The organism is Ruegeria atlantica, from assembly GCF_947495585.1.
In the GTDB taxonomy this organism is placed as follows: domain Bacteria; phylum Pseudomonadota; class Alphaproteobacteria; order Rhodobacterales; family Rhodobacteraceae; genus Ruegeria; species Ruegeria atlantica_G.
On sequence record NZ_CANLZK010000001.1, the window covers coordinates 1,125,905 to 1,141,801 of the forward strand.

General features: G+C 58.2%; 17 protein-coding genes. 2 read left to right on the forward strand and 15 right to left on the reverse strand.

Annotated features, from left to right (window positions below):
- Nucleotides 1–94 precede the first annotated feature (94 nt).
- The 10 genes from QMP16_RS05555 to yajC form a co-directional block, all read right to left on the reverse strand.
- Entirely contained in the window at nucleotides 95–631 is a 537-nt protein-coding gene (locus tag QMP16_RS05555; RefSeq protein ID WP_108860316.1) for a DsbE family thiol:disulfide interchange protein, read from the reverse strand.
- Nucleotides 624–782: a heme exporter protein CcmD gene (gene ccmD, locus QMP16_RS05560; protein WP_186437450.1), complete on the reverse strand. Its 159-nt coding sequence runs from the start codon at nucleotides 780–782 to the stop codon at nucleotides 624–626. The genes QMP16_RS05555 and ccmD overlap by 8 nt, the downstream gene beginning before the upstream one ends.
- The gene (locus QMP16_RS05565; protein WP_282151531.1) at nucleotides 779–1,552 is read right to left on the reverse strand and encodes a heme ABC transporter permease; all 774 of its coding nucleotides are present in this window, start codon (nucleotides 1,550–1,552) and stop codon (nucleotides 779–781) included. Before QMP16_RS05565 ends, ccmD begins: the two co-directional genes overlap by 4 nt.
- 61 nt (nucleotides 1,553–1,613) lie before the next feature.
- A complete protein-coding gene (gene ccmB / locus QMP16_RS05570; protein ID WP_058274038.1) occupies nucleotides 1,614–2,270 on the reverse strand; it encodes a heme exporter protein CcmB in 657 nt (218 codons plus the stop codon).
- Entirely contained in the window at nucleotides 2,267–2,881 is a 615-nt protein-coding gene (gene ccmA / locus QMP16_RS05575) for a heme ABC exporter ATP-binding protein CcmA (protein WP_282151532.1), read from the reverse strand. Before ccmA ends, ccmB begins: the two co-directional genes overlap by 4 nt.
- A gap of 147 nt (nucleotides 2,882–3,028) precedes the next feature.
- Complete coding sequence (locus tag QMP16_RS05580) at nucleotides 3,029–3,382, reverse strand: Mth938-like domain-containing protein (protein ID WP_282151533.1); 354 nt, start codon at nucleotides 3,380–3,382, stop codon at nucleotides 3,029–3,031.
- On the reverse strand, nucleotides 3,369–4,139 hold the full coding sequence (locus QMP16_RS05585) for a sulfite exporter TauE/SafE family protein (protein WP_282151534.1): 771 nt from the start codon (nucleotides 4,137–4,139) through the stop codon (nucleotides 3,369–3,371). The genes QMP16_RS05580 and QMP16_RS05585 overlap by 14 nt, the downstream gene beginning before the upstream one ends.
- Nucleotides 4,132–5,106: a protein translocase subunit SecF gene (gene secF, locus QMP16_RS05590; protein WP_058277475.1), complete on the reverse strand. Its 975-nt coding sequence runs from the start codon at nucleotides 5,104–5,106 to the stop codon at nucleotides 4,132–4,134. The genes QMP16_RS05585 and secF overlap by 8 nt, the downstream gene beginning before the upstream one ends.
- 1 nt (nucleotide 5,107) lies before the next feature.
- On the reverse strand, nucleotides 5,108–6,769 hold the full coding sequence (gene secD, locus QMP16_RS05595) for a protein translocase subunit SecD (protein WP_282151535.1): 1,662 nt from the start codon (nucleotides 6,767–6,769) through the stop codon (nucleotides 5,108–5,110).
- A 33-nt stretch (nucleotides 6,770–6,802) separates the two neighbouring features.
- Nucleotides 6,803–7,090 carry a preprotein translocase subunit YajC gene (gene yajC / locus QMP16_RS05600; RefSeq protein ID WP_058274044.1) on the reverse strand — a complete coding sequence of 96 codons (288 nt, stop codon included), beginning with the start codon at nucleotides 7,088–7,090 and terminating at the stop codon, nucleotides 6,803–6,805.
- Nucleotides 7,091–7,291: 201 nt separating this feature from the next.
- Here yajC and QMP16_RS05605 point away from each other — a divergent pair, with 201 nt between their 5' ends.
- Together QMP16_RS05605 and serS are read left to right on the forward strand one after the other, a co-directional pair.
- A complete protein-coding gene (locus QMP16_RS05605; protein ID WP_282151536.1) occupies nucleotides 7,292–8,956 on the forward strand; it encodes a mechanosensitive ion channel family protein in 1,665 nt (554 codons plus the stop codon).
- A 72-nt stretch (nucleotides 8,957–9,028) separates the two neighbouring features.
- A complete protein-coding gene (gene serS / locus QMP16_RS05610; protein ID WP_282151537.1) occupies nucleotides 9,029–10,321 on the forward strand; it encodes a serine--tRNA ligase in 1,293 nt (430 codons plus the stop codon).
- Nucleotides 10,322–10,375: 54 nt separating this feature from the next.
- Here serS and QMP16_RS05615 read toward each other — a convergent pair whose 3' ends face one another.
- The 5 genes from QMP16_RS05615 to QMP16_RS05635 form a co-directional block, all read right to left on the reverse strand.
- Nucleotides 10,376–10,984, reverse strand: coding sequence for a helix-hairpin-helix domain-containing protein (locus QMP16_RS05615; protein WP_282151538.1), 609 nt, complete (start codon nucleotides 10,982–10,984; stop codon nucleotides 10,376–10,378).
- Nucleotides 10,985–11,075: 91 nt separating this feature from the next.
- Entirely contained in the window at nucleotides 11,076–12,062 is a 987-nt protein-coding gene (locus QMP16_RS05620) for a fatty acid desaturase (protein WP_282151539.1), read from the reverse strand.
- A 163-nt stretch (nucleotides 12,063–12,225) separates the two neighbouring features.
- A complete protein-coding gene (gene der / locus QMP16_RS05625; protein ID WP_282151540.1) occupies nucleotides 12,226–13,689 on the reverse strand; it encodes a ribosome biogenesis GTPase Der in 1,464 nt (487 codons plus the stop codon).
- A 48-nt stretch (nucleotides 13,690–13,737) separates the two neighbouring features.
- Nucleotides 13,738–15,060: a PQQ-like beta-propeller repeat protein gene (locus tag QMP16_RS05630; protein WP_282151541.1), complete on the reverse strand. Its 1,323-nt coding sequence runs from the start codon at nucleotides 15,058–15,060 to the stop codon at nucleotides 13,738–13,740.
- Between the two features lie 42 nt (nucleotides 15,061–15,102).
- The gene (locus tag QMP16_RS05635; RefSeq protein ID WP_282151542.1) at nucleotides 15,103–15,774 is read right to left on the reverse strand and encodes a hypothetical protein; all 672 of its coding nucleotides are present in this window, start codon (nucleotides 15,772–15,774) and stop codon (nucleotides 15,103–15,105) included.
- Between the last annotated feature and the right edge of the window lie 123 nt (nucleotides 15,775–15,897).

Here is a 15,897-nt window from a genome sequence, read left to right on the forward strand (position 1 = left end):
TGCGCCGGGGCTTTTTCTTGGGTGCCAGCATAACTAGCAGAAATAAGAAATAGAGCGCGTGCAGCAGGCACGCTCCGCATGGCAACGGATCACATCACTGGCCAGCTTTTTCCAATGCCGGGCGGATCCTGCTTTCGATGACGCGCTGCGTAATCGGACCGGCAAAGCGCAGGATGATTGTGCCCTCTCCGTCGATTACATAAGTTTCCGGAACACCGTAAAGACCCCAGTCCAGCGCCATGCGCCCTTGTTCATCCCGTCCGATGGCCTCATATGGGTCGCCCAGTTCGGTCAGAAAACCTTCGGCATTGGCCAACTGATCCTTGTAGTTGATGCCATAGACCGGGATGCCCTCTTCGGACAGCGCCTCAAGGTTGGGATGCTCGGCCCGGCAGGGCGCACACCAGCTGGCCCAATAGTTGACCAGCTTGACCTCACCATCACGCAGGGTGTCATCGTCGAACAACGTTTTGCCCGGAAACTCGGTCAGAACGACAGGTGGCGCGGGCTGCCCTTCGCGTGCAGATGGCAAGGCATCGGGGTCATCCCGGAACATGCCAATGCCGGCCAAAACGGCAAAAGCGCCGAAGATCAACGGCGGCGCAACCATCAGGGGTGAGATTTTAGCCATTGCGTGACATCCTGTGTTCGAGCTTTTCCATTTCCGCCCGGACTTTGCGCCCACGCATTACGCTGAGAACGACCAGTGCAATCAGCAACCCCAGCGAGGCCGCATAGGACCACAGGACCGCGTCGGCATATTTTCCAAGATCAGGGATCATCCGTTTAGCCTTTCTCGCGCCAGCAGCGCCTTGATCCGTCGCGCCCGGATTTCTGTTCCTGTGCGATACAGAACCAACGCAATGAACAGCAGCACAAATCCGATGATACATAACAGCAGCGGATAGAAAAAAATGTTGCTGACTTTTTCTTCGGTATCCGCGCCGGTGACGGCTGCGGCGCGCATCACGGATGCCCCCTGATGCAGGCCCTGGTTCCAGAAGTTCACCGCATAGCGGCTGAGCAAGGCAAAAACCGAACCCACCAGACACAGGACCGAGGTCAGATCGGCGGCTGTATCGGAATCCTCGATCGCTTCCCACAGGGCCACGTAGCCCAAATAGAACAGGAACAGGATCAGAAACGCGGTCAGGCGCGGATCCCAGGCCCACCATGTGCCCCACATCGGTTGCCCCCAAATCGCGCCGGTTGCCAGGGCGATCAAGGTCATCACGATACCGACCGGCGCAGCCGCCCGGGCGGCCAACGCGCTGACATGATGACGGCGCACCAGCCAGACCAAAGATGTGGCAAGCATCATCAGCCAGCAATTGATCGCCATCAGCGCCGCAGGCACATGCAGGTAGATGATCTTGACGGTCGAGCCCTGTTTGTAGTCATCCGGCGTGAAGAAAAAGCCCCAGATCAGCCCGACGACCAGACACACAAAAGAAGTCATCCAGAAGAACGGTAGGACCCGCTCGCTGGTCGCGAGGAATTTGCGCGGGTTGGCGTATTCCCAGAGGGTATTGGCTTTGGCTGCGATAGACATGGGCTCTATTTAGTCCGACTCGTGTTTGTTCTCAATTGACATCAGTCAAACTGCGACCGTGTCACCGAAGGTTGATCCGCAGCACGGCTGCACTGGCAAAAGGCAACAGAGCAATCGTGGCCGCCGTGATCCCTGCCAGCATCAACAACGGTGTCTGCGTTTCCATCCCCGTGGCGCCGCGGCGCGCGACCTCAGCCCCGAAGATTAGCGTGGGAACATACAGCGGCAAAACAAGCAATGACAACAACAGCCCGCCGCGTTTCAGGCCGACAGTCAGAGCTGCGCCGAAGGTCCCGATCACACTCATGGCCGGGGTGCCGACCAAAAGTGAGATCACCAGCCAGAAAAAGCCTGGCACCGGCAAGTTCAGTAGCACACCCAGAAACGGCGCGGCCAGAACCAGTGGCAAACCCGTTGTTATCCAGTGGGCCAGCGCCTTGATCGACACAACCGCCTCAAGCGGCAAGGGCGCGGTGGCCAACAGGTCAAGCGACCCGTCTTCCCAATCCAACGCAAGCAAACGATCAAGCGATAACAAGCAGGCCAAAAGCGCGCCCAGCCAAAGCACACCCGGCGCAATGGTCGACAGCAGCGAAGATTGCGGGCCGACTGAGAACGGCACAAGAACGGTCACAATCAGAAAGAATGCAAGGCCAAGGCCAAACCCCCCGCCCGCGCGGAAGGCCAGTTTCAGGTCGCGCAGCAGCAGGGCGATCACAGGAAGCCTCCGTCAAAGTCGTCGATGGGTTTTGGTTTGGCTTTGTTGGGACCCACATCCAGAACCGCGCCGTCCAGACCAAGGTCGATATGGGTCGCGATCAGGGCGGAACCGCCCTGCCTCAGATGGGCACGAACGGTATCGGCGAACATCTGGACGGCGCTTTTGTCCAGTGACACCGTCGGTTCGTCCAGCATCCAGATCGGCCGCCCTGTGACCAGAATCCGGGCCAGTCCAAGGCGGCGTTTCTGACCGGCGGACAGATTTCCCGCATGGCGGTCCGACAGCTCGTTCAAAGCAAAGGCATCCAATGCCGGATGGATGTCATCTGTCCCAAAGACCGAGGCCCAGAAGGTCAGGTTTTCCACAACCGTCAACGTTGGCTTCAACCCGTCAGAATGCGAGGCGTAGGCAATTTGATCCTCGGCCCCGTCAATGGTTCCGCTCAATGCCGGCTGCAACCCCGCCAGTGTACGTAGTAAAGTTGTTTTGCCAATCCCGTTTGGCCCACGCAGGATCAGTGCTTGCCCGGGTCGAAGCGAGAAGTTCAGCCCCTCGAGCACGGGGATGCCCCCGCGGGTGATGGCAAGATCGGTTACGGTCAGTGTCATACGGTCCCGCTTATCTTATTGCGCAAAGGGGCAAAAGGCGGGATTTGCCGCAGGGCAATGCCCGAGCCGCTTTCGGATAAGCATGAAAATGAGGGGCCAGCCCCTCGCGCTCCCCGGGATATTTTTGGCCAGATGAAACGGATCCCGTCAGGTGGGAAGCAAAGCCAGCGCGATGCGGCGGCCTTCGGAGAGCAGTACATTGTAGGTACGGCAAGCTGCAGGAGAGTTCATGATCTCAACGCCTATGCCCACCTGCTCGAGCGCCGCTCGAAGGTCAGAGGGGATGTGGGCCAGATCTGCGCCCGTTCCGATCAACAGGACATCCACATGCCCAGCCAGTGCAAGCAAAGAGGATTGATCGTCGTATCCGCCCCAACCGGTGGTGCCCGATGGACCGGTCAGAACCGCCCCTTCGTGGACCTGGCCACCAATACGGAAAAAGCCGGGCCCGTAGCCATCGACCGGTGTTGCGTTGTTATATGTGATCTCATTCAACCGCATGGATATCTTCTATGCCCCAAAGCGGCAGGCCCGACAAGGCGGCCAGCGCGATGACAACGTAGGCGGCGGTGCGGTAGAGCTTTTCCTTTTCCGGGTTGAACAGCCAGCCGCCCAGCCAATTGCCCAAAAGGTTCGGAACCGACAAAGCCAGCCCCAGAACAACACTGTCGAAAGTCACGCGCCCCATGGCAGACAGAAAGCCAAAAATAAGAAAGTCGAAGCCGAAAAGGAACAGCAGGATCGTAGCCCGAATGACTTCTACCGGCAGCGGACGGGACATGTAGAACAGGATCACCGCCGGTCCAGGCAATCCAGCGACGCCGCCGAGAAACCCCGCAGCGCCACCGATGGCTGTCACCATCGCGCGTCGCACGCGGCCTTGGTAGCGTAATCCAAGGATCAGGATTGCGAGCATGAACAAGGCCAGGAAGCTGACCGCGTATCGGAACACCTCGGGCTCGACCTGCGTGAGGACCCACAAGCCAACAGGCAGGATCAAAGCGCAGCCAAGCAGCAACCGTGCCAGGTCGCCGCGGTCTACGGCGCGCCACGCCCGCCGCAGGTTGGGGAGTGGCCCGAAGATATCCATGATCGTCAGTCCGATCAGCGCCCCAAACGGGCCGAGGAACGGAGTGGCCAGAGGCAGAAAAATCAGCGCGGTACCAAAGCCGGAAAACCCGCGTACGATGCCGCCTAGCGTCGCTGCAAAAAAGATAACGGCCAGCCCCGTGGGGGACTGGCCGAGAATATCAGGCATCCACATTTGCGAACTGGTTGCCCGCGTTGTTGGACGGCTTCGACCAGTCGCGCTTGACGCCCAGCCACAGCAGGATGGTCGAGGCCACAAAGACCGAGGAATACGTCCCTACGATCACGCCCCAGATCATCGCGAAAACAAAGCCGCGGATCACGTCCCCGCCCAGCACATAAAGCGAGATCAGAGCCAATAGGGTGGTAACCGAGGTCATCACCGTCCGGCTAAGCGTTTCGTTGATCGAGATGTTCAGAACCTCTTTGAGGTCCTTCTTCTTGTACTTCCGCAGGTTCTCGCGGACGCGGTCAAAGACGACCACGGTGTCGTTCAGCGAATACCCTACGATGGTCAACAATGCGGCGATGATGGCCAGATCGAACCGGATTTGCAGTTCCGAGAATATGCCGATGGTGAGGATTACGTCGTGAACCAATGCGGCCACCGCGCCCAAGGCGAACTGCCATTCGAAACGCAGCCAGATGTAGACCAGCACCGCCCCGATCGCCAATACCACCGCGATAACGGCAGTTTGGATCAGCTCACCCGAGACTTTAGGACCGACGGATTCAACGCTTTCAAATGGCAATTTGAGGCCGGGATCAGCAGCAGCAAGCACCTCGCCGACCTGAGTGATCACGTCGGATGTAACAGCCTCGGCGTCTTCTTGAGCCTGGATACGGATCATCGCTACATTCTCATCCGGTCCAAAGTTTGGATCAAAGATCTCTGTGATTGTCACATCCCCCAATTCCAACGGGGCAAGGGCGTCACGATAGACTCCGACATCAATCTCTTGGGTGCTTTGCGTCCGGATCGTTGTGCCACCGCGGAAGTCGATGCCGAAGTTCAGCCCCTGAAGCATGAAGGACGTGAACGCCACGATCATCATCAAGGCCGAGATACCCAGCCAGATTTTCCATCGGCTGAAGAAATCGAACGAGGTATTCTGGGGTACGAGTTTCAGTCTCATGTCAAACCTCGATCGTTTTCGGGCGGCGGCGTTCAAACCAGATCACGATCATCAGGCGCGTCACGAAGATCGCGGTGAAGACCGAGGTCAGAATGCCCAAACCCAGCGTGATGGCAAAACCCCGCACCGGACCGCTGCCCATGGCAAACAGGATAACAGCGGTGATGAACGTGGTCACGTTTGCGTCCAGTATGGCCGACAACGCCTTTTCATAACCCAGTTCGATCGCGCGCGCCGGGCCTCTGGCGGATTTCAGTTCTTCGCGGATACGCTCAAAGATCAACACGTTGGCATCCACCGCCATACCGACCGTCAACACGATACCGGCGATACCGGGCAGTGTCAGAGTGGCTCCGATCAAGGACAACAGGCCAAACAGCAAGCCGACGTTGATGATCAGGGCAATGTTGGCAAAGAGACCAAACAAACCATAACTGAGCGCCATAAAGGCAAGCACCGCGACAAAGGCCACGATGGTTGCGACCTTGCCCGCGTCGATGCTGTCCTGCCCCAGTTCGGGGCCGATGGTACGCTCTTCGAGGAATTCCAGCCCGGCTGGCAACGCGCCTGCGCGCAACAGAACAGCCAGATTGGTGCTTTCTTCGACGGTGAAGTTGCCGGTGATGATGCCCGAACCGCCGGGAATGTGGCTTTGAATGACAGGGGCCGAGATGACCTCATCATCAAGAATGATTGCGAACGGCTGGCCGATATTTTCCAGCGTATAGTCGCCGAACTTGCGCGCCCCAGATGTGTTAAACCGGAAGCTGACCGCTGGGCGACCGTTCTGGTCGAAGGCTGGCTGCGCGTCCACCAGCTCTTCGCCGGTGACGACTGGGGCTGACTCGACTGTGTAAAACAAACCGGTTTCGTCGATGGAGGGGAGGACCTGTTCGCCAATCCCCGGTACTGCGTCCGGGTTGGTACCCCGCCCCACAACGGGATTGAATGTCAGCTGAGCGGTGGTGCCGATGATCTCTTTTAGCTCACCAGCACTGCCGATACCCGGCACCTGTATCAGGATACGATCCGCACCCTGCCGTTGGATCGTGGGTTCACGCGTTCCGACCTCGTCAATACGTCGGCGCACAATCTCAAGCGACTGGCGCACAGTGCGGTCGTCTGTGGCAAGTTTTTCCGCCTCGGACAGTTGAACGACGATTGTGTCGCCCTCAGCCCGTGCCTCGATATCGGTAGCGCCTACACCGGTCAGGGTTTGCACCTGACGGGCCAGGCCGCGCGCAACTTCAAGCGCACGGGACATGCCCTCGGGCTGGCTGATGCGCACCCGAATCTCGTCCGGGGCCGACTCTTGCTTGCGGATGGTGCCTACAGTGGCGCGCTCATCCCGCAGCGCATCGCGAATTTCGGGCCACATGGCCTCCATTCGGGATTCGTACACATCGCCGACCTGAACTTCGGCCAACAGATGCGCACCACCGCGCAGATCAAGGCCCAGATTGACCAGCGATGACGGCAACCAGTTCGGCCATTGCGCCGCCTCAGCCTGCATTTCGGGAGTGTCGATGCCAAGCTCAATTGCGGCCTTGGCATCGTTGGATTGCTCGACGCGCGTATAAAACGCATTCGGCAGGGCAAGGATCAGACCGATCACGCAGACCAGCCAGATCAGAACCCGCTTCCAGGTATCAATTTGCAGCATTACCCTGCCTTTTCAAGGAATTATGGGGCGAAGTTACTTCGCTGGTTCAGTCTTGTTCAGAACCTGCGCAATGGTCGACTTGACCACACGAACCTTCACACCCTCGGCGATTTCAACTTCGATCTCGTTGTCGCCTTCCTTGACCTTGGACACCTTGCCGATCATTCCACCTTGGGTGACGACCTGATCGCCGCGACGCACGGCCTCGACCATCGCCTGATGCTGCTTCATCTTTTTTTGCTGCGGACGGATCAGCAGAAAATACATGATCGCGAAGATCAGGATCAGCGGGAGAAACTGGGCGATTGCGCCACCTTCCATGGGATATTCCTTTGTTTTGGTGCTGCGGAGATACTCCGCAAATTTGGCGGGAACCTATGCTCTGAATTGCGCCTTTGCAAGCGAAGGCAACGCTGTACACCGCCCTGACCCGGCCACAGTGCACAAAGAACAAGCCAGGCGTTGCAGATATGTCCTAGGCACCTCGCTGAAAGCGGGTATAGTTCGGGTTAAGGGGGACATATGGCAAGGCAATTCAAGCCCTTCCTTTTGCTGGTTTATTTTCTGATAACCCTGGCGTCCAGCCTGTGGTTTTCGGACCTCGTACTGGCACAGGAAACACCAACAGAGCCCCCTGCTTCTGACGGGGAGGACTCGGACAGTTTCGTGGCGCCGGTCATCGTGGACGGGGACGTATTGTTCCAGGTTCGGGGATCTAGTGCCCTGCCCGCGCCAGAGCGGGCGGAAGATGTTCAGGACAAGATCATCGAAATCGCCGAAGCCTCGGACGCGCTGACGGTTGAGGTGACTTACGAAGAGACCGAGTTCGGCATCTGGACTCTGGCCGATGGCGAAAGAATCTCGATCGTCACCGAAGCCGATGCCGAGTTGGATCAGATGGAGCTGAGCGTTCTAAGCGTTTTGCACGGGAACGCGATCAAACAATCCATCGAAGACTACCGCGCCAACCGCACCGATCGGGCACGCGTAACCGGTGCAATTGAGGCAGTGGCGTGGACTATTGGTTTTGTGGCGTTTGTGGTGGCAATCCTGTGGGTGCACCGTCGGATTCGACGGAAGACATTAAAGTTTGTCTCACTTCACTTCAAGGACGTGGAAACTGCCACAGCCAAAAGCGTTCAGGCCGAAGCGATCGCCGCGCTGGTACGATATGGGCTGAACTTCGTTCTGCTTATCATCTTCTTTCTTGGCTTTTATTACTACCTCTCGTTTGTTCTGCTGGCTTTCGCCGAAACCCGCTATTTTGCGCAGCTATTGCTGACCTATCTGACCGAGCCGGTACTGCTGATCTTCAAAGGTATTATCAGTTACATCCCCAATTTGATCATGCTGGGCCTGATTTCTTGGGTGGCGCTGTACGTCATCAAGGGGATGCGGGTGTTCTTCGACGCGGTCGAAGCGGGTTCCTTCGACATGGGCGATTTCGAAAAGCACTGGGTCAGCCCAACCTTCAACATTGCCCGTGTTGTGGTGATCATGATCGCATTGGTCTTTGCCGTTCCCTACATCCCCGGATCGGATTCGGCGGCGTTCCAGGGGTTGACGATCCTGGTGGGTGCCATGCTGTCGCTGGGTGCAAATTCTGTCGTCTCAAACATGCTGGCTGGCCTGTTTGTGATCTACCGCCGATCGACCTCGATCGGGGACCGAATTCAGATCGGCGACCACATCGGCGATGTGGTTCAGATCAAACTGATGGAGACACATCTGAAATCCATTAAGAACGAACTGATCTCGATCCCCAATGCGCAACTGATGAATTCGGATGTGGTGAACTTCTCGAAGAAAACAGACGGCAGCGGACTGCTGCTGCACACAACGGTTGGCATCGGTTACGAAGAGCCGCCCGAGAAGGTCGAGGCGATGCTGATCGAGGCCGCCAACCGCACCAAGGGGATCAAGTCCAAGCCGGAACCATTTGTTTTGTGGACAGCATTGGCCGATTACGCGATCAATTATCAAATCAACGGGTATTCGACACGCGGCAGTATTATTCCAAAGATTAAATCGGACCTGCATCGCAACATCGTGGCCGTGTTCAATGAAAACAGTGTGCAGATCATGACGCCCTCTTACATGGCTGATCCACCTGATCCCAAGATCCCAACCGAACATTGGGATGGCCATCTGGCGCATGAAAAACACGAGGATACCGATAAGTCGTAACCGGCGCTACACCCCGCCTTTCAGATGGTGCATAAGCGGTTTCAGTGATTCACGCATTTAAGGATCTGAACCATGCACGACATCCGCGCCATTCGCGAAAACCCCGCCGCCTTCGACGCCGCACTTGCGCGCCGTGGGGACGCGCCGGTGTCGTCAGATTTGCTGAGACTGGACGAAAGCCGCCGGGCCAAGATTCAGTCCGCAGAAACGGCACAAGCCGAACAGAACAAGGCCAGCAAAGAAGTCGGTGCCGCCAAGGCACGCGGCGACGAGGCTGAATTTCAACGCCTGCGCGCGCTGGTCGCCGAGAAAAAGGCCGAAATTGCCCGGATGCAGACCGAGGCCAAGGATCTGGACGCGCTGCTGACTGATCAGTTGATCCGCATCCCGAACCTGCCAGCCGAGGACGCGCCAGAAGGTGCGGACGAGAACGACAATGTCGAGGTCAACCGCTGGGGCACTCCGCGTGAGTTGGATTCTGCGCCCAAAGAGCACTTCGAAATCGAGGCCGTTCAGAGCGGTATGGATTTTGAAACGGCGGCAAAGTTGTCCGGCTCGCGCTTTGTCCTGTTGTCCGGCGGCGTTGCCCGCGTTCACCGCGCACTGGCGCAGTTCATGCTGGACACGCACATCAACGAAAACGAACTGACCGAGGTGAATGCTCCGGTTCTGGTTCTGTCCGAGATGATGCAGGGCACAGGCCAATTGCCGAAGTTTGGCGAAGACAGCTATCAGACCCGCGAAGGCTGGTGGCTGATCCCGACGTCCGAGGTGTCGCTGACCAATATCGTCAACGACACGATGATTGAAGAAAACTATCTGCCCCGCCGCTACACCGCTCATTCCTTGTGCTTCCGGTCTGAGGCCGGATCGGCTGGCAGGGACACGCGCGGCATGTTGCGCCAGCACCAGTTCGAAAAGGTCGAAATGGTCTCGGTCACCCATCCCGACAAGTCGGATGATGAGCAAAAACGCATGCTACGCTGTGCCGAGGGAATTCTGGAAAAGCTGGGCATCCCCTATCGAACAGTGATCTTGTGCACAGGCGACATGGGTTTTGGCGCGCGCCGAACCTTTGACATCGAAGCATGGCTACCGGGTCAGGATACGTATCGCGAGATTAGCTCAGTCTCGACTTGTGGTGATTTTCAGGCGCGCCGGATGAACGCGCGCTTCCGTCCCGAGGCTGGGGGCAAACCGGAATACGTTCACACGCTGAACGGATCGGGCCTGGCTGTTGGGCGCTGCCTGATCGCCGTGCTGGAAAACGGCCAGAATGCAGACGGCACCGTCACCCTGCCCGAGGTTCTGGCCCCCTATTTGGGTGGCAAACTGACGCTGCAGCTGGACGGCACGCTGGCATAAGAAAACCGGCGACCAACAGGGCGCCGGTTCAAGAAGCTGCAAGGCGGAGAAGGCTTACTTCTTCGCCTTTTTCTTATCCTTCTTCTTGTCTTTTTTCTTATCTTTCTTCTTGTCCGTCTTGTCGGCCTTTTTCTTTTTATCTTTCTTCTTATCCTTCTTCGTCTTGGCCTTCACCTTGTCCTTGGCTTTCGAGAAGACGGCTTCCATCTCCTGAAGCTTTTTAGCGGCCTTGTCAGCCTTGGCTTTGGCCTTGGCCTTCTTTTTTGCCTTGGCTTCTGCCAGTTCGGCTGCGGCCTTTTCCTCAGCCGCTTTGCGCGCAGCCTCTTCCGCCCGCTTCTCGGCAGCGGCGGCGGCGATCGTCTTGCGTGGCGCTGCTCGGCGCGCTGCAGGCTTTTTGGCAGGCGCGCGGCGCGTACTTGTTTTCGCCGCAGGGCGTTTGGCGGCTGGTTTCGCCGCGGCGGGTTTGGCGGCTGGCGGTTTCTCTGCAATCGCCTCTTTCGCGGCGGCAATCAAGACGGCTGCGCGGGCTTTGCCGATACGAGGAACTTTGACCAGTGCAGCGGGGGTTGCCTTGGCAACGGCTTCAGCGGTTTTGAAACCGTTGGCGGTAAGTGACTTTCCTAGCCCCTCTCCAACGCCTTTTATTGCGGTCACTGCGGTCATTCTTTGTCCTTTCCGATTTTCCCTGCGTTATCTTATGTATTCCAGATACACGTTCTCACAAGCCAGTGCCCAGAGATGCAGGTCATTTGTGTCAACTACTGTGTGCAAGGTTACCGGATTGGTCCTTTCCGGGAAACGGCACTAGCCGCTTGGCGTCTTCGTCCCACAGTTTCAGGTTCAAAGCGGCAACAGCCTCGGGGAATTTGATCCGGCGGGGCGTGAATTCGGGCGGTAGGTTATAGTGGCATGCACGCAACCGATAAGACGGAATGCGCGCATTAAAATGATGGATGTCGTGCAGCGTGATGCAGGCAACCGCATTGTCGAACCACCACCCGAAATCCAGCGCTGATGATCCCTGCAGCGCGGCCAGTTGCGGGTCCAGATCCGGACGACGATCCCAGTACGTGTCTTCGAAATTGTGCTGCAGATAGACCAGAAACACACCCAGCATCCCGCCCAAAAGCGAAAATACCAACCAGACCAGAATACCTGTGGTGCCAGCTATCAGGTAAAGAAGGCCAAGAAAGACGAAGATCGACAAGTTGTGCAGCAATACACCCTTCACGCCAAACCGAACGGTGTTCTTGGGCCACCGATAGCGGATGAAATACGTGAACAGCGCCCCGGCCGGAACCAGGATGAAGGGATTTCGGTAGAGCCTGTAATACAGGCGCGCTTTCCAATCCGCCTTGTTCCATTCCCGCACGGTCATCGTATGGATTTCGCCCGTCTCACGGTGCTCGAGATTGCCGATACCGGCGTGGTGCAGGCTGTGATTCTGTTTCATCACCTCGAAGGGCGCAAAGGTGAACGGCGAAAGCCCGTGCCCCGCCCACTCGTTTTGGCGACGTGTCTCAAACAGCGAGTGATGCCCGCAATCGTGCTGAAGCACGTACAGGCGCACCGCCGAAAAGGCAAAAACGACCCCGGCCGGGATCATAACATACCAGCGATCCACATAGATGATCGCCAGCGCCAGCGATGTGAAGTACATCGCGAAGGTTCCAAAATAGCTCAGCGCGGCCAATTTGTTGTCCTGAACCGCGTATTGCCGAGTGTATTCCCTCAGATCCATCCAGCCGCTCCTCACGTTGGTCAGGTCCAATGGTTGCCAAAAACTGGTGCGGAAGCTCCGCGTGAAATTACGCGCACAAAAAACAGATGCACGCCAGTGAATGCTAGCGCGGGGAAATGGGGCTGTCACGCCCCTCAGCCGAAAATGCTGAAAATTGGCGCAGTTACGCGCGGCCCTTGAGATGTTTGGCCAAGGCGCCCGCGTTTTTCTTACGGCGTCCCTTGTACGGGTTCTTGTCCCCCTGTCCTCGCAAAGTCAGGCGGATCGGAGTACCGGGCATGTCAAAAGATTCGCGCAGACCGTTGACCAGATACCGGGTGTAACTGGCTGGCATCTTGTCAGGGTGCGAACACATGACGACAAAGCCCGGCGGGCGGGTTTTGACCTGAGTCATATACCGCAGCTTGATCCGGCGACCCTGCGGGGCTGGCGGCGGGTGCTGTTCCAACATGGCCGTCAGCCAGCGGTTCAGCGCGGCCGTCGGCACACGGCGGTTCCAGATGTCATGGGCCCGCAGAATCGCGGCGCGCAGGCGCTCTAGCCCCCGGCCCGTCTTTGCCGACACCGTCACCAGCGGAGCGCCACGCAATTGCGGCAGCAAACGCTCGAACGACTCTTTCAGATCTCGCAGCTTTTCCTGTTTGTCTTCTTCGATGTCCCATTTGTTGATGGCGACAACAACGGCGCGACCCTCACGCTCGGCCAGATCGGCAATACGCAGGTCCTGCTGTTCGAAGGGGATGGCAGCGTCCAGCAGAACCACCACCACTTCAGCGAATTTCACGGCGCGCAGACCATCCGAGACTGAAAGCTTTTCAAGCTTTTCCTGAACTTTGGCTTTTTTACGCATACCGGCAGTATCAAAGATACGCATCGGCGTGCTGTCCCCGTCCGGGTCGGCCCAATCGATCCGCAGACTGATGGCATCGCGCGTAATACCAGCCTCTGGCCCGGTCAGCAGGCGGTCTTCGCCAATGATCTTGTTGATCAATGTGGATTTACCGGCATTCGGGCGGCCAACAACTGCCACCTGCAACGGCTTTTCAGCGCTGATCAGGGGCGTCTCGCCCTCGCCGTCCTCATCCAGTTCAATATCGGTTTCCGGTGCATCCTCGACCGCCTGTTCTTCGGCGGCATCGGCCAATGGCATAAGCTGGGAATAAAGATCAGTCATCCCCTCGCCATGTTCGCCCGACAGGCGCACCGGCTCACCCAGACCAAGGTTATAGGCTTCAAGCACACCCGCATCCGCTGCGTTTCCTTCGGCTTTGTTGGCCGCAAGGATCACGTGTTTGGAACGTTTGCGCAGAATCTCGGCAAACAATTCGTCGGTCGGCGTGACCCCGACGCGCGCGTCAATCATGAACAGACAGACATCTGCCATGTCCACCGCACGCTCAGTCAGGCGGCGCATGCGGCCTTCAAGGCTGTCGTCGGTTGCGTCCTCAAGCCCCGCAGTGTCGATCACGGTAAAGCGCAGATCCCCCAGACGCCCTTGTCCTTCGCGCAGGTCGCGCGTCACGCCGGGCTGGTCGTCGACCAAAGCCAGACGTTTGCCCACAAGGCGATTGAACAGGGTGGATTTGCCCACATTCGGGCGCCCCACGATGGCGAGGGTCAGCGACATGATACTCAACTTTCAAGACTCAGACGCGCCCTTTAGCGCATCTTGTGGTCAACGGAAAGCGTGCAAATCACCTTTGGTCGACACGACGTACAGTGTTTGACCCGCCACAACCGGTGCCGTGGTCGCGCCACCTGGCACTTCGACATGGTTCACCAGTGCTCCGTCAACAGGGCTGAAGAACCGAACATAGCCATCGTTCGAGGCGATGACGATGCGCCCACCCGCGATGATCGGACCATAATGCGCGTAGACCGCCCCACGGCGTCCCGGCTTATCCTTGACAAAACCCGGCAGGTCCTGCGCCCAGACAATCGCTCCGGTCGCAGCGTCCAGCCGCACCAGTTGGCTGCGATCACTGATCAGGAAAATACTGTTGCCAGCGGCCCAGACCGTATCGACGGCCCCTTCGTCTGCGGTCCATATCCGTTCCCCAGAATTGGCGTCAAACGCGACTGTGCGCCCAGAATGGTTGCCGATATAAATCTTATCGCCCGCAACCATTGGTCCACCGGTTACATCGACGATCTGCGCCGCCGCACGTCCGCGACGTCCCCCGGCCACTGACGCGTTCCAGCGGCGAATACCCCCCCGACGGAACGTCGCTGCGACATCACCCGAGCCAAAGGCGAACACGGAAAAATCTGATGCAATCACTGGTGCCGGCGCACCCAGAACGTTTCCAACGCTTGGGGTGCCCTGAATTTGCCAGGCAATACGGCCGTCCTTGGTGTTGACCGCCCAGCCAGTTTCGTCACCAGCCACCAGATACAGCAGGCCGTTGCTGACCAAAGGCGCGCCGCTGCCGGTCGCGTTCAACCTTTTTTGCCAACGAACTGCACCGGTTTTGGCATCCAGCGCTGTCAGGCGACCATAACCGGAAGACACATAAAGCACACCGTTGTCATAGGCCATGCCACCACCCGTGGCATCCGAGTCGCCATCACTTGGTGGAATAAGATCGGTGTTCCAAACAACCTGCCCTTGCGGCGACACTGCAGACACCGTTGCGCCGGCATCAAGCGTATAGATCAACCCGCTCGCAACCACGGGATCAGCCGTGATCCGCTGTTTGCGCGAGTCACCCTGACCGATTGATGCGGACCAGATGCGCTGCGGCGTTGCGCGCAACTGTGCATTGGTCGTCCGGAACGCGGCCGTGCCCGGGCTTTGCGGCCAGCTCGCGTTGGCCCTTTGCGCCGGCAGGCTGATCGGTTTTGAGCCCCGGGTTTCCACCGTTTCGGTATCGGCAGTGGGCCGGATATCTTCTCGCGGCCCCGGCAAGATAACCTCGGGTTCCCGGCAGGCGGCGACCAGGGTCAATGAAAGGGCTGCCATCGGCAATCCAATACGGGAGAATAGACTTGCTACCATGATGTTCCGAACTCGCCTGTAAGTTTTCCTGCCGCCACCGGATCAGCCCTGCCGGGCGATCAACGGCTCTGGTTCGCCACCCAGCGCTACAATCAACTGAGCCGCACGCTGTTGCTGATCCACGCCAACTTCTGCGTCCTGACGCAAGGCCTGAAGCCGCGTGATGGCCGCGTCAACATTGCCCTCGGATACATCAATCAGGGCCAACTGTTCTTCGGCCAGCAACCGTAGCGGCGCACCCGGTGCGGCCAGCGCTTCGAACTGAAGACGGCGATCGGCTGCGGGCAGAGTGTCGCTCTGCAGCAGCAGCGCCTTGAAAGCCGCGATCGCGCGGTAGATTTCCGGCAGATCCCCTTGGGACGCAATGGCGTTCAGGCTGGCGACCGCATCCTGTTCCGATCCGGCCTCAAACTGAGAGGCCGACAACAGCATGTTAAGAACCGCATCCCCACCCGGAGATTGTGTTTCGACGGCGGCAAGACTGGCGGCACGGTCTTCCGACTGATTCTGTGCCAGCGCTGCCAGGATTGAATCACCTAAATCCTGCGCCTGACTGGTAGCGCGCGACTTGCGGACTTCATTGAACGCAGCACCGCCCACGATCAGGACAACCACAAGCACACCAACCCAACCCCATCTGCGCAATAGCAAGAACAGGCGGTCCCGGCGCACCTCTTCGGTCACCTCATCAATAAAACTGTCGACGTCGCTCATCCCTGCCCTCCGGGGCTGCATCCTTGGTGTATGGCGCCATGTCATACCCCGGCGCAATCGCCAAGCCAAGAGCCCGATTTTTTACAATCCCGCCGGTGGCCTGCCCTCTTGTAGAAAAAAATA